This window comes from Enterovibrio paralichthyis, assembly GCF_019209835.1.
GTDB classification, from domain to species: Bacteria; Pseudomonadota; Gammaproteobacteria; order Enterobacterales; family Vibrionaceae; genus Enterovibrio; species Enterovibrio paralichthyis.
This window is the reverse complement of record NZ_JAHUTS010000004.1, coordinates 43,716-69,066: the sequence shown is the minus strand read 5'-3', so window position 1 is coordinate 69,066 and position 25,351 is coordinate 43,716. Positions and strand designations below refer to the sequence as shown.

Sequence of the window (25,351 nt, the reverse complement as noted above, 5' to 3'; positions counted from 1 at the left end):
GTTGAATATGCAGGGTGGAGATCCTCATGAAAAATGTGAATGGGTATCAAGCATATTAAACGTACACTGCAGCGTAGGTCTGTAGACCCTAACACTCTAACATATCCTTAGTGTTCAATGCTTCAATAGTGAGAAATTAGTCGAATTAGCTGCTGTAATTACACGAAAATCAAACTGAAACCTGTGTCAAACCGGCTAACAATCCACACAATCAACCATTGATCTCTAAACATTTTCAGTTTGCCCAACTGTGACCCGAAAAGGGTTTAATGGGGTAAACGTTTTAGTGTTAACGGCAAATGATGAAAGCAGATTATGTAATTGCGCCACGCCTTATCCTGTTTCAGTCAGTGTTTCAGATAAGCTTCAAGGCTGATTTGGCTAAAAAAATCCGGGCGACTGGCGCCCGGATGATAAGCCACTTACTTGCGGGGCTCTGACATCAACCCTTTCACCAGGGAGAATGCACACAGCAGCAGTACGATACAGAACGGCAGACCGGTTGAAACCACCATTGCCTGCAGCGAGCCAAGGCCGCCACCCAGCAACAGGGAAATCGCTACCAGACCGACAAAACAACACCAGAAGACACGCTGTGGAATTGGTGCATCCACTTTACCGCCGGCAGAAATGGTATCGATAACCAGCGAACCTGAGTCAGAAGAGGTCACGAAGAACACCACGACCAGAACAATACCCAGCAAAGAGGTGATGCTTGAGAACGGCAACATTTCCAGCATGCTAAACAGCTGAAGCGGCAGATCTGCCTCTACAACTGCACGGTAACCAGACTGAAGCTGTTCAATGGCTGTGGTACCGAACGCCGTCATCCACAGTACACACACAGACGTTGGGATCAGCAGTACACAAATGATGAATTCACGCACCGTACGGCCACGGGAAACACGCGCGATAAACATACCTACGAATGGCGACCAGGACATCCACCATGCCCAGTAGAACGCCGTCCAACCTTGAGAGTAGTTGGCATCTTCGCGGCCAAATGGCATTGACAGCGCTGGCAGGTTTTCAACGTACGCCGCCATGTTGCTCACGACATTGCTGAAGATAGACAGGGTCGGCCCCACTGCAATCACGAACACCATCAGCAAGGTTGCCATCGCCATGTTGAACTCAGACAAACGCTTCACGCCCGCATCCAGACCAGCCACTACCGAAGCCAGAGCCAGACCGGTAATACCGATGATCAAAACCACCTGCGTGGTGATGCCACCCGGAATATCGAACAGGAAGTTCAGACCTGCTGCCGCCTGGGAAGCACCGAAGCCCAGCGAGGTTGCCAGACCAAACAGGGTCGCAACCACAGCTGTGATATCGATGATGTGACCCGGCCAGCCCCAAATGCGCTCACCAAACAGCGGGTAGAACACAGAGCGGATAGTCAGCGGCAAACCTTTGTTGAACGAGAACAGCGCCAATGACAGCGCGATCAACGCATATACCGCCCAAGGGTGCAGACCCCAGTGGTAAATGGTCGCCGCCATACCCAGATCTTTTGCTGCTTCAGGGTTACCCAGCGCGCCACCCAGTGGTGCCCAGTCAGTGCGCACACCGTTGGCTTCCACCACACCGCCAAATGACGATGCGTAGTGAGACAGAGGCTCTGACACGCCGTAGAACATCAGGCCGATACCCATACCCGCCGCGAACAGCATTGAGAACCAACCGACATAGGTATAATCAGGCTCCGCTTCAGTACCGCCCAGACGGACACGACCCAGCGGGCTGAAAATCAGCACAAGACAGACGAGGACAAAAAAGTTACCCGCACCGATAAAGAACCAGTCCATCTGAGATGTCAGGGTATTGCGAAGGTCGCTGAACACAGGTCCAACTGAATTTCTGAATAAGAGGGTGATCAACACAAAGAGGGCGATCATACCGCCAGACACCACAAACACGCGGTTGTGAATATCCAGGCCGAAAGGACCGATGTTTAGTGCGATGTTATCCTGACCCACTTGATAATCGGTATCAATTGGGTTCACCGCACCATCCGGCGCCATTAATTCATCGTGGCTTTTATCACTCACAACGACAACTCCATTTTCCTTTAGAAAGAACACAAAAGTGCCAAAAAGCACTTTATCAACGGAAAACTATCCCGTTTAACGGCGGCAAGGTAAAACAAAAATAAACGATTGAAAAGATGAATTTTTACGATGCAAAATATCGAATAAATAGATAGGAAAAAAGAGATTCACCAGAAGAATCACTGAAAACAACATTTCAACAAAGGCGGCAATAAATGCGGCAGGATGGATTACAACTCGTTCAATTTGTCCAGATAATGGCGGGCCTGCTCCAAAACCGCATTACGGTCTGATTCACTTTTATTGTCCCAATTTCGATACACCACACCAGCCCTGGGGTTGATTGCCACTCGTGCGCGGTGTTTTTCCATAAAGTGCCAGTAAAGGCTGTTGAATGGACAGGCGCGCTCCCCGACTTTCTCTTTGACCTTGTAATGGCAGTCAGTGCAGTAATCGCTCATTTTCTGGATGTAGTTCCCACTTGCGGCGTAAGGCTTGGTAGCCAGCAACCCTCCGTCAGCGAACAACGCCATACCACGGGTATTTGGCAGCTCCACCCATTGCAACGCATCGATATAGATACCGAGATACCAGGCGTCTACCTCGTCCGGTGAAAGCCCCGTCAGCAGTGCGAAGTTACCGGTCACCATCAAACGCTGGATATGGTGCGCATAAGCAAACTCCAACGATTGTCCGATGGCCTGCTTCATACATTGCATACGGGTGTTGCCGTCCCAGAAGTAGTCAGGCAAAGGTCGGCTGGCGTTCAGTGCATTAAGACTTTCGTACGCTGGCATGTTCGCCCAATACAGACCGCGGACAAACTCCCTCCAGCCGAGGATCTGGCGGACAAACCCTTCGACCTGCGCCAACGAAATACCCGAATCCGGCGCGCGGTAGGCATCAACGGCGGCATTGATCACCTGCATCGGGTGCAGCATTTTGCTGTTAATAGCAAACGAAAGCCGCGAATGGTAAAGGCTCCAGCGATGCTGGCTTTGGGTTGTCATCGCATCCTGAAAGCGGCCAAAGCAAGGCAACAGGGCTGTGCAAAAATAGCTCAGCAGATCCAGCGACTGTCGCCTTGTCACTGGCCAGAGTAACTGCTCACTCACTTGCCCTATACTCTGCACTTTATGGCGCGCCAAACGCGCGAGGACATCGGTAACATCGTTGCCGAAGCATAGAGGCTCTGGGATATCAGACAAATCTTTTGCCGTCAGCTTGGCGCGGTTTTCCTTATCGTAATTCCATTTGCCCCCATCTGGCTTGCCCCCCTCCATCAACACATCAAACTGAACCCGCATTTTGCGGTAAAACGACTCCATAAGGTGATGCTTACCGGCTGTGAAATGGGTCGGTAAGGTTTCCACGGGCACCAAAAAGTGCTCACTGCTCACCTCATTACTGGCAATCGCAAGGGAGCGGCAAAACGCTGAAAGTTGCTCCCGTAACCGGTATTCATCCGGCATTTGATACTCAAAGCGGATAATGCCGTATTTGGTCATCAGGCTATCAAGCAGTTCGTTCAGCGATGAAAACGCAGCGGTGTCGTCGAGCGTCAGGTATTCAACCTGATGGCCGGCCTTGGTGAGTGCCCGGGCAAATTGCGCCATAGCAGCAAAGAAGGCGCAGATTTTTTGGATGTGATGGGTAACATAGTCCGTTTCCTGCCGAAGCTCGGCAATAAGGTAAAGGACGCCGTCGTCTTTTTCCCGGTACCAGGAATGGTGGGCATTAAGCTGGTCGCCGAGGATAAGGCGGAGTGTATGGTATTGAGACATAAGCCTGTTCGTTTTTTGTTTTCAATACGAAGCACGACGATTCCAGATCAAAAAACGCCGGAATTATCCGGCGTTCGTTTTGTGCGTGTCGTTCAATACTTGGATGTTTATTGCATCGACGGTTTGAACACGATCTTCTCGTCTTCGTCAGCCGCGTGCATATCGTTGAAGCGCTTCTCGTCCAACGCACCTTCGCTTTTCGCCACAATACAGGTCACCGCACAGTCGCCTGTGATGTTTACCGCAGTGCGGATCATATCCAGTAGACGGTCTACACCCATGATAAGCGCGATACCTTCCAGTGGCAGACCTACTTGGTTCAGTACCATTGCCAGCATCACCAAACCTACACCCGGCACACCTGCGGTACCGATAGAGGCCAGTGTCGCCGTCAGGATCACGGTCATGTAATCCATCAAGGTCAGGTCAACGTTAAACGCCTGTGCGATAAACACGGTAGCAACACCTTGCATCATCGCGGTGCCGTCCATGTTAATGGTCGCACCTAGCGGAATAGTGAATGACGCAATCTTGTTGTCTGCGCCCATGCGGCGGGTAGTGGTTTCCATCGACACAGGAATGGTCGCGTTTGACGATGCAGTCGAAAACGCAAACATGATGGCATCTTCCATTTTCTTCAGGAAGGTGACCGGGCTCAGGCCGCTAAACACTTTCAGCATGGTGGTGTAAGTCACCAGCGCATGCAGAATAAGGCCGCCCGCCAACACGAAGAAGTACTCCGCCAGGCTGACAATCGCAGACAGACCCAGAGAGGTGAACAGTTTTGCCATCAAACAGAACACACCGAACGGTGCCAGGTTCATCAACAGGGCAACCAGCTTCAGGATCACTTCGTTGAGGTCACGGAAAAACGCCGCAATGCGCTCACCCGGCTTACCGGAAGCACTGATAGCAATGCCAAACAGCAGGGCAAAAATGATGATTTGAAGGGTATTACCCTCTGCCATGGAGCTGATAGGGTTGGTCGGGAACATACCGACAATGACATCGCCCAGCGATGGCGCTTCTTTGGCGGTAAAGCTGGATGCGGCTGACAGATCAGCGCCTTTACCCGGACCAAACAGCAGAGCAAGGCTCATTGCCAACGTGATCGCCAGCGCCGTGGTACCCAGATAGAACATCAGGGTTTTGCCACCCAAACGGCCAAGGGTTGCAATGTCTTTCAGTGCACTGGTACCACACACCAGCGAGACAAAAACCAAAGGCACAACCAGCATCTTCAAACTGGCAACGAAAATCTGGCCGCCAACATCAAACAGGCCATTGACGATGTATTCGTTGACGAAACCCTCTTCGCCAAACATAAAACGAATTGCAAATCCGGTCACAATACCCATCACCATGCCAAGCAGGACACGGGAGGTCAGGGACATCTTTTTTGTTTCCGCATTCATCGTTGAACACTCCTTTTCTACGTTCTCTTCACATTGAGAGCGCCAAGAGATTAACAGTGCTTCTACATTTCGAGATACGTCCCTAACATGAGATAAATTGACTTGTTTGCGACAGGTCACACATTTAGATGCGGCCGGTAACATTGAAATTACACAAAAAATACAATCACGAAAATTATTCGATTAATTAATAACCTGCCATTGACTGGCGTCATGAAACTCAAATGTCACCGGGGCAAAAATGAGGCACAAAAAAACCGCATTGCTGCGGTTTTTTGCGGCGTATTCCCCTCAAAGGGAAACTTCAGAATGGCTTAAACACGGAAGAATGACAATTCGTGCTTTTGCGATTCCGCCAGTTGTGACAGTTCCTGACTTGCCTGTGCACTCTGGCTGATACCGGTAACGTTCTGAGTAATGATGTCAGACATGTTGTTGATGTTACGGTTGATGTCCTGCGTCACGGCAGACTGTTGCTCAGCCGCTGTCGCCACCAGGGTGTTCATATTGGTGATTTGCGCGACAGACTCAGTGATGCCGTTCAGGGCGTCATTCGCCTGTCCACTCAGCTCCTGGGTGCGAGCCAGAACATCCATACAGGTACCCATGCTGTCACCGGCCTGTGAAGCCTGAACCTGCAGCTCTTCAATGATCTGCTGGATCTCTTTGGTCGACTCTTCAGTACGCGCCGCCAGCATACGCACTTCATCCGCTACCACAGCAAAACCGCGGCCAGAATGGCCTGCACGTGCAGCCTCAATCGCGGCGTTCAGTGCCAGCAGGTTTGTTTGCTCAGAGATACCGCGAATCACTTCCACCACATGACTGATGCGCTGTGACTGGTCACGCAGGGTGGTCACAACATTCGCCGTGTTCTCGATTGACTCAGCCATCTGGAACGCAGCTTGAGAGCTTTGTTCGAAGATAGACAGGCCTTGTGCAGCCAGATCGTCGGTTTGGCGTGCTGCATGGTCAGCATTTACCGCGTTGTCAGAAACGTTGTTTGCTGTGCTTGAAAGCTCGTTGACCGCCGAAGCAACCTGCTCGATTTCCACCTGCTCTTGCTGCGCATTCACAGAAGACTGGGTCATTACTGCCGCCAGTTCTGTCGACGCGGCTGCCACTTCATCACTGATGCTCACCAGCGAATTCACGGTACGGCGCAGTTGCTCAATGGTCAGGTTGGTATCGCGGCCAAGACGTGCCAGCTCGTTGGTGCCTTCGTCTTCTGCTCTCACATTCAGATCACCGGTTGCCAGACGACGCATCACATCCTGCAATGTTTCCAGCGGCTTCACGATAACGCCAGACAGCCACCAGCCAAACAATGCCGCAATCAACAGCGCTGACGTCATTACTGCGCCGGTCATCAACATCATCTCGTCGGCATTCTCATCGGACTTTGCCAGATCCTGCTCAACCAGAGGGTTGATGTAAGAAGACAGTGCGGAAATTTCATCCATCATTTCAGCGCCAAGGTCACGGTATTCCGCCACCATGCTGTTGTAGCGGTTTACATCAATTTCTTTTTTGAAGTACGCCTGAATGGTCGGCTCAGCCTGCGTCTCGGTGTAGCGGACATAGTCGCTGACACTGTTTTCAACGTTACGTGCAACATCACGCAGCACGGGTGTTGTCGCCATCTGGCGCGCAATTTCAATGGCTTCGCTTCCCAGCTTCTCAACGCTCTCACTCATACCGGCAGTGCGCTTTTCATCGTAAATGCCGTAAATAGCTTCGACACGCATCGCCCAGGAGATGTCTGCCAGTCTGGACACAAAATCTTTATCGCTCGCCGCCTGGCGCGCCGTGTTGCTGACAGAAACAACGGTTGACTCCACTTCACTCTTGGCGAAAAGAAGAACAGCGAATGTGCTCAATACCAGAATAAAAACGGGGATCAGAATTTGATACCGGATAGAGAGGTTCTTTAATGACATTTGGCAGAAAACCTGATGACGTTGAAAATGGGGTATATAAAATTGCGCGCATTATGAGATGTAGATCAACATTTGCCAACCCATATTTCCGGTTAAAACCATTTATTTTTTCAACGGTTAGTGAACGTCAATTAACCGTCGAAAGCGTCAAAAAAACAGTGTCAATTTGAGAGCAAGACAGATGGATAACTGCATTTCAGAAAAGAGGGGCTGTATAGCTAATTGCGCAGGTTTTGGCGGAATTAGATTGCGATAGGTAGGCCCAGGTTCAGCCGGATTACCCCGTGGCAGACGTGTCTCCTTCTCTTTCTGGCGCTTTGCGTGACGCTTCAACCCTGGCAAGTTCAACACGGTTACGCCCTTTATCTTTGGCGAGATAGAGTTGTTCGTCAGCAAGATTGAACAGGTCTGAATAGCGCCAATGGGATGTGCTTGGCTCAATCAACACCGCCCCAATGGATATGGTTACCACGCCGTGTTGAGTGACATGGGGTATCCCCATCCCTTCCACGCCAGTACGCATTCTCTCGGTAATACGTTGAAGACTCTCCATATCGTCCACGTGCACCAGGGCGACAAACTCCTCCCCGCCTATACGGAAACAAAGATCATTCTTGCGGGTGGTATTTCGCAATACGTCTGCGATTTTTTTTATCACTTCATCGCCACGGACATGACCAAAGGTGTCGTTATATTGCTTGAAATGGTCGATATCGCAGGCTATCAGGCCGAAATTCGCACACATAATGCGCGCCGTATGGTAGAAGGCGCCTGCGCGGCGGTCATAGTTATGGCGCCCGGCCAAGCCTGTCAGTGCATCGGTATCTGAAAGATGGCGCAACAGCTTAAGCTGCGACTGCGTTTTCTCTGTTAAAGAGTGAAGTCCACGGGCCAGCACGCCTATTTCGTCCTGCCGCTTCAACTCCTCCAAGTCGGAAATATCCAATCCTTCAATATCCTGGTTGATGCGACTTGCCAGCCGCCGAAGTGGCGATACCAACCAGTGTGTGACCGCCACAATCACCAGCAGTGAAGCAAGCAGCGCAATGGACCCCTCTACAAAGATGGTGCGGTAGATCTGCCCTTTCAGTGAATATAAGGGTGCTGCGTCAAACACCGCCTTCAACACCCCGCCATTTTTGTTCAACAACGGCAACTGGACGATCATTACCCTGTCACGAGATAAGAGATTGTACTTTTGCACCGCATCCGGCAATGACCACGGCAACGCCACCGACTGCGTCAGCTTTTTTCCCGTTTCAAGCGCATGGAGTTCACCCTTGGTTTTATTGAGCAAAAACATAAGCTTCTTGCGCTTAACCGGATCACTCACCTCCGTCTCCAGGCTCGCCGTCAATTGCGCCTGATGATCGCTGAATTTCTGGATCTCCGCGGCAGTCACATCGGTTCGCCATATTACTCCCTGCGACTGAAGATAGCGGACTGCTACTGCATGACTGCTGTAGTCTGACGCGCCTTGGATGTCTAGGAACAATAGCTGACGGTTGTTTTTCAGTGTTTCGAGAAAGGAAGGCATCAATAGCGCAGCATAGTTACGTCCGGCAACGGCAGCAGAAATATCCGTCATTAGGGGCGTTAGCGATTTTTCTGCCAGCGCAACTTCATGGGCGACACGGGTGTCCCATTCACTCTGGTAACGTGCAACGCTCATACCCGCAACGAGGATCATTACCAAGATCAGGTGCGAGATAAACAGCAGTTGGTTGATCGTGAACTTTTTCAGCAAGCGAACAGGCTCCACGGCGATTACTGGAAGACATCCAATACCGGCTCTGCACAGGTGCCGTTTACGCAAATGTCTTTGTAGGTATCATGGCACCGCTGGCAGAACTGAGGTTCCAATGACGGATGCATTGAAGAAATGTCCTCACCTTGGCGGTTGTAGCTGCCGTAGATGGGTAAGCCACCGAAATGTTCTGTCACCCAAATGATCCCCTGCGCTTCAGAAACGGCGACGACTGTGGCGCCATCAGTGTAAGGGCCGTGGGTTTTATACTGTTCGAGTTTTTCCGGGTTAACGCGAATGGTCAGTGCCGAGCCTTGTCCGTCGTTGATCCACGAGTAGGCAGCGACCGATTCCTGGATAAAGAGTGATGCATCCGGGGGAAGGACAGTATCGGCAGGCAGGTTCATGGATTCCTTAACAACAGGCCACGCCTCCCAACCCTCGGGATAACTGGCGACTGACTCCGCTGCGACTCTGGTTGTTGTTGCCATCATCAAGGCGAACATCAACCAAGGGATCATCCTGATCATTTCCCTCTCCCAAAAATAAAAAACCCGACACATTGATAAGATGTTGTCGGGCATTTTACTTGTGAACAAATTCTATTGGGAATGTGGAAAATAAATTACTGAGAGGTCAAGCATTTATTACCATTATTCTTCGTCACAGCGTGATTCAAATGCTGCAACCAAGGCTTCGATATCTGCATGTTTATCGGTGCTGTTAAGCCAGACCATATAGAGTTCATTTGCCATGGATGGGCTGTCTTTCACCAGGTGTAATGCACCGGAATCCAGCCAAGGCTGCGCGACAGTTGATGGCAGAAAACCCACACCACCGCGGTTGAGCAAAAAGTTCAGGGCTGGCTCGCAAGCGTGGCTGTGCAATACCGGTGTACGCTGTAAGGGTACGATACGGCTGTATTCAACACCAAAGCGGGTTCCCCAATCGAGATAGACCACGGGGAGGTCGGACACACTGACCATATCCTGCTCCGGCTCACTGGACACCAATACCAGTTCGAAACCGGTCACGCGGTGTTGTTGTAGATCTGCCAGTTTAGGTGGCTCGCTGGTTAACAACACATCCACATGCCTTTCAAGCAAGGCATTGGACAATTGCTGGCGGCTTAGTGCTTCTGTGCGCAATGCCCAATCCGGTTGCAGGGAAAGCACCTCTTCCAGCCACTCACTGCTACTGGCCATTTCCCAGATCAGCGATGTTGCACCAACGGTCAGTTGCTGCTGATAGTTACCGGTCAATGCAACATCCTGCCGCGCACGCCCCCAGGTCTGCAGAATGCTTTCTGCATAGGGCACGAAACGCTCACCGGCTGCAGTCAGCCGTAAATCACCACGTTTTCGGGTGAACACCGGCGTGCCCAGTTTTATTTCCAGTTGGCGGATGCGAAAGCTCACTGCTGACTGGGTCAAATACAGATTCGTTGCCGCTTTACCAAAATGACGAGTTTTATTCACTTCCAAAAATGTGCGCAGTAAATCTGTATCCATATCAGCATCAAATTAAAGTAGTTACGTCACATTGCGTTATCGGGGAAAAGCGTTCCGGGGTCAAGGTCAAATGGCACAAATTGGCGAGTTTGAAGGTTAATTGAACGAGATATACCTAAACAACCCTGAAATGCCCAAATAGCTGAACATTGCGTTCACCGATCAGGCATTTTTGCGGGAAGCAGGCTTGCGCAGGGAAAAATAGAAACTGTATACCGCATACCCTGCACACCAACAGGCAATAAACACCACCCAACTGGAAACCAGCTTGCCTATCAGTGCAGAGGCCGCCAACAAAAAACCGACCAGCAAAAACAGGTTAAGCGTAGCCGCCAGCATTCGGTTGGCTTTAAAACTTCTTCCCCAAAAGACAAACACGCAAAGGTTAATCGCCGCGACCTGACGGGCATAAAACCTGTCCAGATACAGCGCCAACCATAATCCCCAGATTGCGCCTGACGCCGCATCGACCCACATCTCAAACATCGAGCCTCCCGCGCCGGAGCAAGCATCACCTCGCGATTTGCCGATAGGCGACAACTCCGGATTCCTTCCGTTACTGGCCAAAGTGTAAGCCTTACGCAACCAGACACATGTTTTAAGATAGAGACTTTTGATTGTCAGGCGTTTACCTCATGCCATCCCACAGTTCGGACATTCCTGGCAGGATTAACAGCTACGCTTAGATGAATTGGACAATGAGGAGCCATGATGAAATTTGCGCTGCTTATCTACGGTAAAGAAACCTACAACAAACAGCTGAGTGAAGAGCAGGAATCGGAGATGCTTGAGCTTCACCATCACCTGCAGGCGACAACCATTGAGAAAGAGGAGTTTATCGCCTCTGCCCGCTTGGAATGGACAGAAACCGCCAAAACCGTCTCTTCTGACAACAAGGGGGAGATATTGGTCACTGACGGTCCCTTTGCTGAAACCAAAGAACAGTTTCTGGGCTTGTATTTACTCGATTGCGCTTCTGAAAATGACGCCATTCAGTATGCAGCTTCCCTTCCGCTGACACACCATAAGATCGAAGTCCGTCCGGTCGGATGGTGCCGGGCATGAGCCATGGATCTTCACACTACCCTTGGCGCGATATACCAGCGAACTCGTCCTAGAATCATCGCCGCCCTGCTTCGTCGCTACGGTGACAAAACACTCGCGGAAGATGCCTTGCAGGAAGCAGTGACCCGGGCTTATACCCTGTGGCCTGAAAGCGGGATGCCGGCAAACCCCGAAACCTGGCTGTTTGTTACCGCGAAGAATCAGCTGATTGACGCCCTGCGAAAACATCACAAAGAAGTGCTGCTGACAGAGGAAAGCCTGAATGTTTGGGCTGAGCCAGATCTGCTTTATAACAGCGATACCTTACGGCTTTTCTTTATCTGCTCCGATCCCCTATTAAGCCAGCCACAACAAATCACTCTGGCACTCAATGTCTTGGCAGGCATTCCCTCATCATCACTTGCGCGGGCGTTTTTGGTCTCTGAAACTGCGATGGAAAAGCGCCTGTCACGTGCCAAACTCACCGCCCACCAGCTCGCACTCAACACTGACACACCCTTTATCGACCCACGGCGGTTGGATGCGGTTCAGGGCATGCTTTACCTCTTATTCACCGAGGGATATAACGCCGCGTCCTCTCCACTGACGAACAAAATCAGCTTCAGTGATGAAGCCATTACCTTGACCAGGGATTTACTCTCGCTGTTGCCCGGAAACAACGAAATCCAAAGCCTGCTGGCGCTGATGCTGTTCACTCAGTCCCGCCGCAATGCCAGGTTCTCGGGGCGTAAACCTGTCCCTCTGGATGAGCAGGATCGCACGCTTTGGGATCAGCGCATGATCACGGAGGCCACGGCGTTGGTCACCCAATTGACCCGTACGTCACCGCCCGGGTATTACCAGTTGCAAGCCTGTATTTCCGGCGCCCACAGCACCGCCAACAGCGCTGAAGCCACCGATTGGAACGATATCCTTTTCCTGTACAACGCCTTATACCAGCTGCACCCCACACCGGTTGTGGCATTGAACCGTGCCGTCGCAACTGCCCATGTCCACGGTGCACAGAAAGCTCTCGAAGAGTTGGCAGGGCTGCAAGCCTCACTGTCGCTTTACCAGTATTTCCACTCCACCCGGGCTCACCTGTTAAAGCGTGCCGGGCAGCATCCTCAAGCGATCGATGCTTTCCGCCATGCATATGCTCTGTCCCAGCAGGACTGGGAGCGCGATTATATTGAGCAGGAAATCAGAGGGTTGGAAAAAAAACGAAAAAAATGAAGGGTGCCTGTCCGGTTCGTTGCGTCTGAAACGTCCTGTTAAAGGAAACAGACAAAAAGGACGACATCATGAGCGATTCAAAACAAACCCATGGCGCACCCAGCTGGATTGAACATTGCGGTAGCGATCATCAAAAGGCGCGGACGTTTTATCAGAAAGTTTTCGGCTGGGACGTGCTGGAGCACCCAATGGAAGGCAATGTGATCTACCCCATCATTGCCGTGGACGGAAACAATATCGGCGGGTTCAAACCCTTTGCCGATGAAGAACCGGGCTGGCTTCTCTACATCACTGTCGACGATGTGGATGCACGCACAGATATCGCCACCGATCTCGGGGCAACCCTGGTGATGCCACCAGCTGATATACCCGGCGTAGGCCGCATTGCCGTATTCAAAGACCCGCAGGGCGCGAAAATGGCGCTGATCAAATACGCCGCACCCGAGGCCTAAAACCAACAGGAGGGAAACACAATGCCGAAGTTTATGATGACCTATCTCGGAGGCAATCCCCCGGCAACACCAGAGGAAGGGCAACGACACTTTGCTGACTATCAAGCCTGGCTGAAAACGCTGGGGAGCAAAGCAGTCAGCCCTGCAAACCCTTTAAAAGGCACCGTTTGCGTCCTCCCCGATGGCAACGTAGCGGAAGGAAACCAAACCGGCATGTCAGGGTTCACCATCATCGAAACAGACACTTTGGAAGAAGCGTTGGAGTTTGCCAAAACCTGTCCGTTTTTGACGATTGGTGGAACACTTGAAGTCTCCGAACTGGTCGAAATGAACATGTCATAACCATTAGCCACCTAACATTTTCTTCCTCCCTTCGCTGCCTTAATCCGCAGCGGAGAGGATGGTTGTATGCCAAAACTGGAGGTTGGAATGGAAAACTTAACCATTGCACCGGTACTTATCGCGGTATGCATCGCCATACAAATCCCCGCGACGCTCGCCGTTGGCCTGAGAAGACTGGCAACCGGCATTAACTTTGGCTGGGGTGACGACACGGCGCTGATGAAAAAGGTTCGTGGTCACGGGAACTTTACCGAAACCGTCCCCATCACGTTACTGGCAATCACATTGGCCGAGTATCTTGGCATGGCTCAGTCCTGGGTCTTGGCAGCCGCCATCGCCATAGTTGCCGGGCGGCTTATTCACTATCACACCTTGGTGTTTACACGCTCAGGTGCAACCAATGGGCGGCCTGTTGGGATGATTTTAACCTTCTCAGCCATGGTGATCCCGTCAGTTTACTTGCTCTACCAATCATTCTAAGGGCGGCGGTATGGCAACTGTCTGGCTCCCGCGGGCATGGGGGCATTCGCGCCTTACCGCCGACGTAATACGCCATTGCACATAGAAATACCAACGGCTCTGTGCGACCATTCCCTTTCTGGTTGAAAATGACCCGCCAGACATAAGACAGGATGTCAAAACACGACAGGAGCCCCACGTGCGTATTACCGCCCCCACCGTTGATTCCCTCGACACCATATTGCCCGAAGAACCTTTGTTGATGATGGGCGCAGGCCCTGTGCCAATCCCCGCAAAAGTGGCCGCTGCCAACGGGATTGTGATCAACCACCTTGGTGAGACCATGTCCCGCATTATCGAGCAGGTCAAAGCCATGTCCCGCTATGTATTCCAGACGGACTCTTCCCACATTCTGGGTGTTGCGGGGCCAGGCTCTGCCGCAATGGAAATGGCGGTTGCCAACCTGGTTGTGCCGGGCGACAACGTGCTTTCAGTCTGCAATGGCTTTTTCAGCGGCCGTCTGGCCGAAATGTCCGCGCGCTGCGGCGCAGACGTTGCCCGTTTGGAGATTGAAGAGGGAAAAGCGGCAGACCCTGACGCCGTTGCTGCTGCCATTCACGAGTACCGTCCGAAGGTGCTGACTATCGTGCAGGGAGAAACCTCCAATACCGTTTATAACCATGCCCTGCCTGCCATTTGCCAGGCGGCGAAATCTATTGGCTGTCTGGTGATTGTTGATGCGGTCTGCACCCTGAGTACCATGCCACTCCATATGGACGAATGGGGCGTGGATGCGGTGATCACCGGCGGACAAAAAGGGTTGAGCTGTATTCCCGGCGTCTCTCTGGTCGCTTTTTCAGAACAGGCCTGGAACAAGATCACCACCCGTGAGGATACCCTGCGCCACTGGTGTCTCGATGCCAAACTGGCCGACAAATTCTGGTACCAAAGTTCCTACCATTACACCGCGCCGGTTTCAGGCATTATGGCTATCCATGAAGCGCTGCGCCTGATTTGCGAAGAAACGCTGGAAGCGCGTTTTGACCGCCACCTGAAATGTTCAATGGCGCTGCAGGCAGGGATTCAAGGGCTGGGGCTGAGTTTATCTGTGGAAAAGGCCGATCGCCTCAATTCGGTGGTGGGTATCTGGGTACCGGAAGGAATGGAGCAAAAAGCGATTCTCGCCCATATTTCACGCGACTATAAGGTCGAGATATCCGGCTCCTTCGGGCTCAATATTGTCCGTATAGGGCAGATGGGCGAACAGTGCCGGGTACACAATATCTTCCGCACAATCCACGCATTAGGTTCAACTATTCAACGGCTTGGCGGTACCGCAGACTTGCCCCGTGGCGTCGCCATGCTGGAAAAAACCTTACAGGAATATCAGCCTCAGTTCGGGTAAACCGGCTCTCCATTTATCATCAGCGCGCCATCCTCCAGTGCCACATGCACGTCGTGGGACGGTGCGCTTTCCACCGCTCCCGCCCCCAAACGCAGATACTCATTATCGTACTCATAGTGATGGGTAATCGAAATCTGATGCAGTTGGTTTCGCGTCATAAAGCGGTGCAGATTGGTTTGTGCACTTTTCACTGCCATAGAGGCCGCGCCGTTATTGCCACCCAGAAAATACAGGGCAAGAGCACGCGCCATCATCAGAAGCATGGGCGATTCCTGCCAGTTGTCTGAGTGTACAAATTCACTGTTGAATGATCCGTCACGCCGCAGCACTTTTTCCTCAAAGAGGTAGCCGCCGAGGTAGACCATCAGATCCGCATCATCATGCAGATACCTGCGCACATCGTTGGTGAATGCCCCTAGCATGGTGGCGCTGTTTTGCCAGTATGGAGAGGGGGAACACCCGGTTGCCACCACCTCACATTGCAGCGACAACTCCGCGCCGACGCTGAACAGGAAATCATGGATCGACAGTGTCAGATCCTCGCTGTCACCAGCAATCAGCGTAATGAATTTGGACTCAAGAAGAATACGGGGGTTGGGGGTGTTTTCGAAAAAATGATCCGCCAGTTTGACCGCAACGGAGACCTTTTGCTGCGTCTTTCCCACCAGCAGGTGAAACGTCGTCTTCTTGGTAAAAAAGTTATAACGCGATTTTTTGCGGAGATTAAAGCGTACTTTTTCCCGCCGGCACAGAAGGTAAACGTTCGGCTTGTTCAGGCAGTGGTCAACGTGGTTTTTCAGGTTGGAACGGTAATCGTAGACATATTGGCTGAGGTTACGGAGATCGGCAGAAAAGCGTTCGTCAGGCAACAAATCGCACCATACCATTTCCGTTTCGGAAAGCTCTGCATGCCAGTGCAGGATTTTGGGTTCCTCCACCAGTTTTAATACTGCAACCACAACTATCTCTCTGTAAATGCCCCCCTTTTTATAAAAGCCTAGAACACCGTTGGCGTGTCACCGCAAAATTTGCGGATTTTCAGATCGATATCATCATCTTGCGACCTTTTCGTCACGTTAAACGTGCGCATCCCACGTTATACCGGCGAAAGTCCCGTCGTATTCCGACACGCTGCAGGTCGTATTTAAATAAATACCCACATTCTTTTGGCGTCATTATGCCAACAATACCATGGAGATAGACCGCTTCTGCCCAACAGAAGCCATGGCAGCACGCAGGATGTTTGGCTTTGTAATCAAGGATTAACCATGACTAAGGTGCCCGTAACCCATATCGACAACGCCCTAATTGACCGTGAAGCGATTAAGACCATGTTGGCGCGACGCATTCCGGACCATACGCTTGAGCAGCCTTTTTACAACAGTGAAGCACTTTTCCGGATAGACATGGAGGAGATCTTTGCCAAAGAGTGGATATTTGCAGGCATGACCTGCGAGTTGCCCAAGAAAGGCAGTTTCGTGACTGTCGATATCGGGCTCAGTCCCATTATTATCCTGCGCGACAACAACAATGACGTTCGCGCCTTTCACAACACCTGCCGACACCGCGGCTCGAAAATCTGTCTCGGCGCCAAAGGCAAATCGCCCAAGCTGGTCTGCCCCTACCATCAGTGGGCTTACGACCTAGACGGTGAACTGGTATTTGCAGGCTCTGATATGGGCGACGATTTTGATAAATCCCGTTACTCGCTGAGCCCGGTGCACTGCCGGACTGCCGGCGGATATATCTTTGTTTGTCTCGCAGAAAACCCGCCACCTATCGATGATTTCGTCAACGACATGAACTACTACCTCGAGCCTTATGATTTGGATAATGCCAAGGTCGCCGTGCAAAGCGAAATTATCGAAAAAGCCAACTGGAAACTGGTGGTAGAGAATAACCGTGAGTGCTACCACTGCGATGGCTCGCACCCGGAACTCCTGAAATCTCTGCTCGAATGGGACGATGACAACGACCCAAGGTCGACCCCTGAATTTCGCGATCTGGTTAAGAAAATGCAAGCATTCTGGGAGTCTCAGGACGTCCCTTATAAATTCCAGATGCGCTATGAGAACCGTAACCGTATCGTGCGAACTCCGCTGAAAGAGGGCACTCACTCCATGACCATGGACGGCAAAGTGGCCTGTAAAAAGCTTATGGGACGCTTTACCTCCCCGGACATGGGTGCGCTGCGGATCCTACATTTACCGAATTCCTGGAACCATGGCATGGGCGACAATTTGATCGCCTTCCAAATCCTGCCGGTCGGCCCACAGGAGACCAAAGTGATTACCCGCTGGTTGGTGCATAAGGACGCAGTAGAAGGCGTGGACTATGACCCCAATAACCTTCGCCATGTCTGGGATGCCACCAATGCGCAGGACAGAACGCTGTCGGAGAACAACCAACTGGGCGTGAATTCAATGGGGTACCAACCCGGTCCCTATTCAAAGACCTTCGAGTTTGGTGTGATCAATTTCGTTAACTGGTATTGCGAGCGTATGGCCGCCAATCTGGGCGAATAACAATAAGGCCGATTCAGATACAGGGATGTCGCAGCCAAATAAACCGGATCTGGTCGGGCATCCCATACTCTCGCAAACTGGCTGACCGAATTGGAGAAAAGTGCATGAATGAGCTGGATACCGTACCCGAAGATCGTCTCAATCCGGTCAACACCCAGACCTGGGCGAACGGGCGACATCTGGTTCGCTGCGTCAAAGTTATTCAGGAAACCCATGATGTAAAAACCTTCTGCTTTATGGCGCAGACACCCATCATGTTCTTCTTCAAGCCCGGTCAGTTTGTCACGCTTGAATTGAACATCGGTGGTGAACAGGTGATGCGAAGCTATACCATTTCGTCATCACCATCTGTGCCCTACAGCTTTTCCATCACCGTCAAAAGGCTGCCCAAAGGCGTGGTTTCTACCTGGCTGCATGACAACCTGCGGGTGGATGACGAAATTGCTGTGCATGGCCCGGTCGGTAATTTCAACTGCATCGACTATTCCACTGACAAAGCCCTGTTCCTGTCCGGTGGAGTTGGCATCACCCCGGTGATGTCGATGGCGCGGTGGTGGTATGACACCAACAGTGCCGTGGACATGAAATTCGTTCACAGCGCCCAGACGCCGAAAGACATCATCTTTCTCAAAGAACTTGAGTTGATGGCATCACGCATTGATAACTTCGAACTCAGCATCATCTGCGAACGGTATGACATTGGCGAAAGCTGGTATGGCTACCGCGGGTTTCTGACCAAAAGCCTACTCGAATTGATCGCCCCTGATGTGTTGCAACGCGAAGTCTATTGCTGTGGCCCAACCCCTTACATGAAAGCGGTACGGGCAATGTTGGCAGATATCGGCTTTGATATGTCGCGCTATCACGAAGAAAGCTTTGGTGAAACGCCGCCTGCCGCGATTGAAGATGCAGAAGAGTCTGCAGAACTGGCCTTGATTGCAGAAGAGATTCCCCAGACAGGCTTTTGCGTGGAATTTGCCGATGAAGGGATGTCCGTCACCATCAATGACAGCGAAACCATCCACGCAGCCAGCACAAAACTGGGGATCCACGTTCCCAAGGCTTGCGGTATGGGCATATGCGGCTCCTGCAAAGTGAAGCTGCTTTCCGGCAACGTCAACATGGAACATAACGGCGGGATCAGCGAAGAAGAAATTGAAGAGGGATATATCCTCAGCTGCTGCAGCAAACCGCTGGATGACGTTTCGATAGAAACCTGAAGCGACCGCAATTTCCCCTGTCCCTCCCCAAGGCGCCTTTACGGCGCTTTGTCATTTTTATCACCGCACGTCTGATTTTTCAGACAAGATAGCGACCTAACAAAGCCATTACCAAACGCTAACAATGGCGGGAAAAAACTGGGCGAAAGTGTAAGGGCTGCAGCAATTCAGTTTTTACATATACCCAACAGGATAAGGAATACCGCTATGAATATGTTTAAAACCCTGATGTTCGCGTTTGCCGTTCTTTTCTCAGGCTTCACCTTTGCAACCGATACCACCACAGAATGTCCGGAAGGCTCGGAAGCACCAGAATGCCAGACACCTGTGGATGACAGCGGCAGCACCACGAATTAACGCCGGAAACCATGGCGCTTCGGAAGCAATGAAGCGCCAGCACTTTCCTGTTAAGACTGCCTGTATGGCGGATAGTCTGAATAACCAGTTTCACGTCCGCCAAACAGGGTTGTCGGGTCAAAATCTGCCAGCGACCAGTCCTTTTCCAGCCTTGCCGGAAAATCCGGATTGGCAATAAAAGGCCGTCCAAACGCCACCAAATCGGCATACACATTTCGCAAAATTGCCTCTGCTTTGGTTTTGTCATAGCGCCCTGCGACGATAACCGTGCCGCCATAAACCTGGCGAAGCCGTCTACGGAAGGTTTCTGATACCTGTGGCGCGTCATCCCAATCCGCTTCCGACAGGTGCAGATAAACCACGCCCAACGCATCGAGTTTTTCGGCGGCGAGCAATATCGCATCAATGACTTCCGGGCAGTTCATCCCCCGCGCGGTAATATAGGGTGCCAACCTGACCCCAACGCGCTGAGCACCTATCGCATCACACACCGTTTCCGCCACTTCTGCCAACAAGCGCACCCGGTTTTCAATACTGCCGCCGTAGCGGTCTGTGCGGTAATTGGAGGTCGAACGTAAAAACTGATCCAGCAGGTACCCGTTGGCTGCGTGGATTTCAACGCCGTCGAATCCCGCTTCCATGGCGTTGATGGCCGCCTGACGGTAATCCGCCACAATGCGGTGAATTTCATTTGCCGTCAGGGCTCTTGGGGTCGGACACTCCACCATACTCCCGTTTCCGTTTTCATCCGCCACCCATACCTGGGCATCGGGCTTGATGGCTGACGGGGCAACCGGCGGATTGCCATTGTGAAAACTCGGGTGCGACATCCGCCCCACGTGCCAAAGCTGCAGGAAGATTTTACCGTCTTCGCGGTGCACAGCATCCGTGACCTTTCGCCATCCCTCAATCTGCGCTTTGGTGTGAATGCCGGGGGTGAAGCTGTAACCCTGCCCCTGTGGGGAGATTTGGGTTGCCTCAGTGATGATAAGCCCCGCCCCAGCCCTCTGCGCGTAATATTCCGCCATCATGGCATTGGGAATGTTGCCCGGTTGCGTGGTCCGGCTTCGGGTCATCGGCGCCATCACAATGCGGTTTTTCAGCTGGATTTTACCTAAAGGGTAAGAGTCAAAAAGTATCATGGTTGCATCCTCTCAATGGGTTAACTGGTTGGCTGATTGCATAACAGGAACCTGATCGGCCAACCCCGCATCCGGCACATCAAGCTCCACCATCAGGTCACCGAGGGTAATGAACACCTGCACCACCCCTTCTTCTGGTACGCGGGTTAGTTGGTAGTCAAAGCCGTTGGCTTCCAGTGTGGCGAGCAACTTCTTGACCGAAACCGACGAGCGAAAAGCGATGTGGTTGAGCGCGACGGCCTGTTGTTGCTCTACATCCACCACATGTAACACGGCATTCTCTTCCTGATAAAACCAGCGGCCGGGAAATGGAAATGGTGGTCTTTCTCCCTGGGTGAATCCGAGGATGTTGGCCAGTTTCAGCAGCCCTTTGTCGTCCGCCCGGCTGAACAGGCTCAGGTGGTCGAATTGCCACACTGCTTTTTCTGAACTGTTCATGATTGGTATCTCCTGTTTGATAGACAGGAACAGGTTATTTGACTGCACTGAATTGAAAAACTAGCCTCAGGTTTAACCTCTTTAAAATAATTTTTGAAAATGAAAGCACTTCAGGATTTCCGGATTTTCATTGAGACGGCGCGCCACGGCAGCCTGTCTGAAGTCGCACGCCAGATGGACATGACACCGGCCGCCACCAGCGCAGCGGTGAAGCGCTTGGAGGCAGAGTTGGGAACCGCCCTTTTTGTGCGCTCTACCCGGCACCTGCGCCTGACCCATAGCGGCGAGGCGTTCCTGCGCCAGTGCCAGCAAGCAGTAGCTCTTATTGAAGATGCGGCAGAAGAAGTGCGCTCCGGCGAGTCTGTGGTGAGGGGCACCCTGATGCTTTCTGCCCCCTCCGATTTGGGCAGGAACCGTTTGATAGGCTGGCTGGACGCCTTTATGGCGCAATACCCAGATATTGAAATCCGCTTGCAGCTCTCTGACAGGCTCAGCAACGTTTATCATCAATCGGTCGATCTGGCGCTGCGCTATGGTTCGCCGCCCGATTCAAGCCTGATTGCGCTGCCGATTTTCAGTGACAACTGCCGGATAGCCTGCGCCTCACCGGACTACCTCAAAAAGCACGGCACACCTGAAAACCCGCAAGCGTTCAGCCAGCACAACTGCCTGCGCTTTATGGTGGGTGACACCATCCACAGCCAATGGCAATTTTCGCGCAAAGAGGAAAACCTGCTGGTGACGGTAAGTGGCAACCGCACGGCTGATGATGGTGAAGCGGTCAGCCGCTGGGTGCTGTCAGGTCACGGCATTGCGTATAAATCGAGACTGGATATTGCCCGTCATCTGGAAAGTGGCGAGCTGGTGCACCTTTGCCCTGAATGGGAAGGACAACCTGCCCCGCTGAATCTGATGTGTGCCGACAGGCGGCTACTTAGCCCGGCAGTGCAGGCGCTACGGGCTTTCCTTGTCGAAAAGTGCAGGGAATAAAAAAGCCGAAGGGAACACCTTCGGCTTTCGCTGTCTCTATATCTCGCTATCAGTCGCGCAGATAAATCATCCAGTACCACATACCTACGAACAAACCACCGCCGATGATATTACCCAGTGTCACCGGTATCAGGTTGTTGAAGAAGAAGTGACTGAAGGTTAGGTCTGCAAAGTCAGCGACATTCATGCCTGTCATCGCCCAGAAAGACTCTGGCGCAAAGGTTTTGATGCCGATCGCCATCGGTACCTGGAACATGTTGGCAATGCAGTGCTCAAAGCCGGATGCCACAAACATGGCCACAGGCAGGATCATCACCAGGATTTTGTCTGTCAGCGTGCGGCCGCTGTACGTCATCCATACAGCAATACAAACCAGCACGTTACACATGATGCCCAATGCAACCGCTTGGAGGAATCCGTGGTGCAGCTTGTGCTCGGCAATCTTCATGGCATTGATACCGACCTGGCCGTTATCGAACATGTATTGCTTGGCAATCAACATACAGATCACCAGCAAAATCGCGCCCACCAGGTTACCGCCGTATACCACCGCCCAGTTTTTAAACAGTGCTTTCCAGGTGATCTTACCACTGGCTCGCGCCACTAATGTGAGTACCGAACTTGTGAATAGCTCGCCACCGGTAATGATCACTAGAATGAGACCCAGGCTAAATGCAATACCACCGACAAAGCGTGTCATACCCCAAGGCATATCACCCGCGCCGGTCGTTACTGTGGTGTAGAAGATAAATGCGATACCGATGTGGATACCGGCAGAAATCGCGAGAAGGAAAGATTTAAAAGGATCTTTCGTGGCTTTCGCCACCCCTATCTCTGCCGCCCGCTCTGCGATCTGCGGCGGAGGCAGCGAATCAAACTGAGTAAAGTTCATGGTTTTTAGCACTTAGAGTGAAACAAGAGAGGGCGCGGATAATCTCTCCATTTCCAGAAATTTTCAAGGGCTATTTGTTATCAAAATTGACATCTCTTTTTGATGATAAACACACTGTTATTCCATGTTTTCACTCGCACAGTGATCACACATTTTACTTATCTGCTGCCAAGTAGGGTTTTTTTCAAACAATACTCAGTAATAGTGTACTTCTAGGTTTCCTGTTCCCTTTCAAACTGGACAGGCAGGCTTCCACATTTTCGGCACACAATCGGTCTGCACAGGGAGTGCAAAGCCGCTTTGAGTCAGGGAGAGGTATTCGTTGTTAGCCTATCTTGTACGGCGCTTTTTGTTGGTTATCCCGACTTTCATCGGTATTACGCTGGTGATTTTTGCCATCACCCGATTTGTTCCGGGCGGCCCGGTTGAGCGCATGTTGGCAGAATCCCAGTTTGTGCAGGAAGGCGCCTCGCAATCCCAAAGCGTTGGCGACAACTCGGCACTGGACGAATACCAGCTCGCTGAACTCAACGCTTTCTATGGCCTCGACAAGCCGGTACTTGAGGCGTACTGGGAGTGGCTGAACAAACTGCTGACATTGGATTTTGGTGAATCCACGCGCTACTACGAACCGGTTCTGGACATGATCAGCGAGCGCCTGCCGGTTTCCCTGTTTTACGGCGGCATGACGTTTGTGATTGCTTACCTGGTTTCTATTCCGCTTGGCTATTACAAAGCCATCAAACACAACTCGGCATTCGACACGGCATCATCCATCCTGATTTTTGTTGGCTATGCCCTGCCGGGGTATGTGGTGGGTATCTTTCTGCTGACGGTGTTCTCTTTTCACCTCGACTGGTTTCCCATGGGCGGCTTCACTGGCAGCGATTACGATGACTTTACCGCCACAGAAAAAATCAAAGATATTCTCTGGCATGCCGTACTTCCGCTTATTTGTTACATCATCGGCGACTTCGCCACCCTCACCATCACGATGAAAAACAACCTGATGGAGAACCTTTCCGCCGACTATATCCGCACGGCGATTGCCAAAGGGCTCCCGTTTCGTGATGCGGTGAGAAAACATGCCATGCAAAACAGCCTGATACCGCTGGCCAGCCACTTTGGTAACTCCTTGCTGTTTTTCCTCTCCGGCTCCTTCCTGATTGAAGTGATCTTCAACATCGATGGCATTGGCCTTATGGGTTACGAGTCCATCATGGAGCGTGACTATCCGGTAGTGATGGCAATTGTCGCCATTAACGCTGCCATGCTGCTGGTCGGAAATATTGTCTCTGATATCTGTGTAGCCCTGGTCGACCCCAGGGTCAGGTTTGGTGAAGCATGATGTTTTCGTTTAGCCCTCTCACCCAGAAAAAAATCCAGCGCTTCAAGGCGATAAAGCCCGGCTATTGGTCGTTCATCATCTTGTCGGTGCTATTGCTGTTGGCGCTGTTTGCCGAGTTCTTTATCAACAGCAAAGCACTGGTAGTGCGTTATCAGGGAGAGTGGTTCTTTCCGGTCGTCAGTGATGTTCGTCCGGGGACAGACTTTGGCCTCGGCTACCCCAGTGAAGCCAACTACCGGGAATTGCAGCAACGCTTTCAGGCCGAAGAGGATGGCAATTTTGTCATCATGCCGCTGATTCCATGGAACCCGTACGAACAGGATTTTATCGAAGGCGAGTTCCCGCCTTACCCCCCAAGCATTGCCAGTGAACACTACCTGGGTACCGATGTGATTGGCCGCGATATTCTTGCCCGGCTGGTCTACGGTTTTCGTATCGCCATGGCGTTTGCCCTCAGCACCATGGTGATCTGTTACAGCATCGGCGTTGTCATTGGCTGCGCCATGGGGTTCTTCGGCGGGCGGTTCGACCTGATCACCCAGCGACTGATTGAAGTCTGGTCCATGGTGCCTTTCCTTTACGTCATCATGATCCTGGTTTCTATCACCAAGCCGACATTTACCCTGTTTGTTGCCATCAACGTCCTGTTTGGCTGGATGGGGATCACCTGGTACATGCGCACCATGACCTACAAAGAGAGCGCCCGAGAATATGTGCTCGCAGCCCGGGCGCTCGGCGCTTCCAACACCCGCATCGTCCTCAAACATATTCTGCCCAATACCATGGTCATGGTGATCACCCTGGCGCCGTTTACCATCGTCGCCAATATCACAGCACTGACCGCACTGGATTATCTTGGCTTGGGGCTGGCACCACCGACACCGAGCTGGGGCGAATTGCTCCAGCAGGGGAAATCTAACCTCGACAGTCCGTGGATAGTGGCCTCTGTGGTGACTGCAACCGTATTGGTACTGACCATGGTCACCTTTATCGGCGATGCCGTCCGCGCGGCGTTCGACCCCAAAAAATTTACCCGCTACGTCTGACAAT

General features: G+C 51.9%; 24 protein-coding genes. 12 read left to right on the top strand and 12 right to left on the bottom strand.

Annotated features, from left to right (window positions below; genetic code table 11):
• Positions 1-422 precede the first annotated feature (422 nt).
• The 8 genes from KU854_RS06340 to KU854_RS06305 all read right to left on the bottom strand — a co-directional run bounded on the left by KU854_RS06340 (position 423) and on the right by KU854_RS06305 (position 10,937).
• Complete coding sequence (locus tag KU854_RS06340; RefSeq protein WP_218357604.1) at positions 423-2,054, bottom strand: BCCT family transporter; 1,632 nt, start codon at positions 2,052-2,054, stop codon at positions 423-425.
• Between the two features lie 230 nt (positions 2,055-2,284).
• On the bottom strand, positions 2,285-3,838 hold the full coding sequence (locus tag KU854_RS06335; protein WP_218357603.1) for a cryptochrome/photolyase family protein: 1,554 nt from the start codon (positions 3,836-3,838) through the stop codon (positions 2,285-2,287).
• A 107-nt stretch (positions 3,839-3,945) separates the two neighbouring features.
• Positions 3,946-5,253 (bottom strand): dicarboxylate/amino acid:cation symporter, encoded by a 1,308-nt coding sequence (locus tag KU854_RS06330; RefSeq protein WP_218357602.1) that lies wholly within the window; start codon positions 5,251-5,253, stop codon positions 3,946-3,948.
• A 314-nt stretch (positions 5,254-5,567) separates the two neighbouring features.
• Positions 5,568-7,193 (bottom strand): methyl-accepting chemotaxis protein, encoded by a 1,626-nt coding sequence (locus tag KU854_RS06325; protein ID WP_218357601.1) that lies wholly within the window; start codon positions 7,191-7,193, stop codon positions 5,568-5,570.
• A 277-nt stretch (positions 7,194-7,470) separates the two neighbouring features.
• Positions 7,471-8,940 carry a diguanylate cyclase gene (locus KU854_RS06320; RefSeq protein WP_218357600.1) on the bottom strand — a complete coding sequence of 490 codons (1,470 nt, stop codon included), beginning with the start codon at positions 8,938-8,940 and terminating at the stop codon, positions 7,471-7,473.
• A gap of 20 nt (positions 8,941-8,960) precedes the next feature.
• Positions 8,961-9,461, bottom strand: a complete 501-nt coding sequence (locus KU854_RS06315) for a hypothetical protein (RefSeq protein WP_255555454.1) — start codon at positions 9,459-9,461, stop codon at positions 8,961-8,963.
• Positions 9,462-9,593: 132 nt separating this feature from the next.
• Entirely contained in the window at positions 9,594-10,451 is an 858-nt protein-coding gene (gene hdfR, locus KU854_RS06310; protein WP_218357599.1) for an HTH-type transcriptional regulator HdfR, read from the bottom strand.
• Positions 10,452-10,613: 162 nt separating this feature from the next.
• Positions 10,614-10,937 (bottom strand): hypothetical protein, encoded by a 324-nt coding sequence (locus KU854_RS06305; protein ID WP_218357598.1) that lies wholly within the window; start codon positions 10,935-10,937, stop codon positions 10,614-10,616.
• Between the two features lie 222 nt (positions 10,938-11,159).
• On the opposite strand from KU854_RS06305, the gene KU854_RS06300 reads away from it, so the two are divergent.
• The 6 genes from KU854_RS06300 (at position 11,160) to KU854_RS06275 (ending at position 15,389) form a co-directional block, all read left to right on the top strand.
• The gene (locus KU854_RS06300) at positions 11,160-11,516 is read left to right on the top strand and encodes a YciI family protein (RefSeq protein ID WP_218357597.1); all 357 of its coding nucleotides are present in this window, start codon (positions 11,160-11,162) and stop codon (positions 11,514-11,516) included.
• A gap of 3 nt (positions 11,517-11,519) precedes the next feature.
• A complete protein-coding gene (locus tag KU854_RS06295) occupies positions 11,520-12,731 on the top strand; it encodes an RNA polymerase sigma factor (protein ID WP_218357596.1) in 1,212 nt (403 codons plus the stop codon).
• 68 nt (positions 12,732-12,799) lie between these two features.
• On the top strand, positions 12,800-13,183 hold the full coding sequence (locus tag KU854_RS06290; RefSeq protein ID WP_218357595.1) for a VOC family protein: 384 nt from the start codon (positions 12,800-12,802) through the stop codon (positions 13,181-13,183).
• A 21-nt stretch (positions 13,184-13,204) separates the two neighbouring features.
• On the top strand, positions 13,205-13,525 hold the full coding sequence (locus KU854_RS06285) for a YciI family protein (RefSeq protein ID WP_218357594.1): 321 nt from the start codon (positions 13,205-13,207) through the stop codon (positions 13,523-13,525).
• An 87-nt stretch (positions 13,526-13,612) separates the two neighbouring features.
• Positions 13,613-14,005, top strand: coding sequence for an MAPEG family protein (locus KU854_RS06280; protein ID WP_218357593.1), 393 nt, complete (start codon positions 13,613-13,615; stop codon positions 14,003-14,005).
• Positions 14,006-14,183: 178 nt separating this feature from the next.
• Positions 14,184-15,389 carry a pyridoxal-phosphate-dependent aminotransferase family protein gene (locus tag KU854_RS06275; RefSeq protein ID WP_218357592.1) on the top strand — a complete coding sequence of 402 codons (1,206 nt, stop codon included), beginning with the start codon at positions 14,184-14,186 and terminating at the stop codon, positions 15,387-15,389.
• Here KU854_RS06275 and KU854_RS06270 read toward each other — a convergent pair.
• Positions 15,377-16,348 (bottom strand): hypothetical protein, encoded by a 972-nt coding sequence (locus KU854_RS06270; RefSeq protein ID WP_218357591.1) that lies wholly within the window; start codon positions 16,346-16,348, stop codon positions 15,377-15,379. The genes KU854_RS06275 and KU854_RS06270 overlap by 13 nt on opposite strands.
• Positions 16,349-16,657: 309 nt before the next feature.
• Here KU854_RS06270 and KU854_RS06265 point away from each other — a divergent pair, with 309 nt between their 5' ends.
• From KU854_RS06265 to KU854_RS06255, 3 genes are all read left to right on the top strand, one after another.
• Positions 16,658-17,914, top strand: coding sequence for an aromatic ring-hydroxylating oxygenase subunit alpha (locus tag KU854_RS06265; protein ID WP_218357590.1), 1,257 nt, complete (start codon positions 16,658-16,660; stop codon positions 17,912-17,914).
• A 104-nt stretch (positions 17,915-18,018) separates the two neighbouring features.
• Complete coding sequence (locus tag KU854_RS06260; protein ID WP_218357589.1) at positions 18,019-19,134, top strand: FAD-binding oxidoreductase; 1,116 nt, start codon at positions 18,019-18,021, stop codon at positions 19,132-19,134.
• A 207-nt stretch (positions 19,135-19,341) separates the two neighbouring features.
• Positions 19,342-19,491: a hypothetical protein gene (locus tag KU854_RS06255; protein ID WP_218357588.1), complete on the top strand. Its 150-nt coding sequence runs from the start codon at positions 19,342-19,344 to the stop codon at positions 19,489-19,491.
• Positions 19,492-19,541: 50 nt separating this feature from the next.
• Here the strand turns inward: KU854_RS06255 and KU854_RS06250 are convergent, their stop codons facing one another.
• Both KU854_RS06250 and KU854_RS06245 read right to left on the bottom strand, forming a co-directional pair.
• A complete protein-coding gene (locus tag KU854_RS06250; RefSeq protein ID WP_218357587.1) occupies positions 19,542-20,633 on the bottom strand; it encodes an alkene reductase in 1,092 nt (363 codons plus the stop codon).
• 12 nt (positions 20,634-20,645) lie between these two features.
• The gene (locus KU854_RS06245; RefSeq protein ID WP_218357586.1) at positions 20,646-21,071 is read right to left on the bottom strand and encodes a VOC family protein; all 426 of its coding nucleotides are present in this window, start codon (positions 21,069-21,071) and stop codon (positions 20,646-20,648) included.
• A 99-nt stretch (positions 21,072-21,170) separates the two neighbouring features.
• On the opposite strand from KU854_RS06245, the gene KU854_RS06240 reads away from it, so the two are divergent.
• On the top strand, positions 21,171-22,061 hold the full coding sequence (locus tag KU854_RS06240; RefSeq protein ID WP_218357585.1) for a LysR family transcriptional regulator: 891 nt from the start codon (positions 21,171-21,173) through the stop codon (positions 22,059-22,061).
• A 49-nt stretch (positions 22,062-22,110) separates the two neighbouring features.
• On the opposite strand, the gene focA is transcribed toward KU854_RS06240, so the two are convergent.
• Positions 22,111-22,953 carry a formate transporter FocA gene (gene focA / locus KU854_RS06235; protein WP_218357584.1) on the bottom strand — a complete coding sequence of 281 codons (843 nt, stop codon included), beginning with the start codon at positions 22,951-22,953 and terminating at the stop codon, positions 22,111-22,113.
• Positions 22,954-23,275: 322 nt separating this feature from the next.
• Here focA and KU854_RS06230 point away from each other — a divergent pair, with 322 nt between their 5' ends.
• On the top strand, positions 23,276-24,301 hold the full coding sequence (locus tag KU854_RS06230) for an ABC transporter permease subunit (RefSeq protein ID WP_218357583.1): 1,026 nt from the start codon (positions 23,276-23,278) through the stop codon (positions 24,299-24,301).
• Positions 24,301-25,347 (top strand): ABC transporter permease, encoded by a 1,047-nt coding sequence (locus tag KU854_RS06225; RefSeq protein WP_218357811.1) that lies wholly within the window; start codon positions 24,301-24,303, stop codon positions 25,345-25,347. Before KU854_RS06230 ends, KU854_RS06225 begins: the two co-directional genes overlap by 1 nt.
• Positions 25,348-25,351 lie beyond the last annotated feature (4 nt).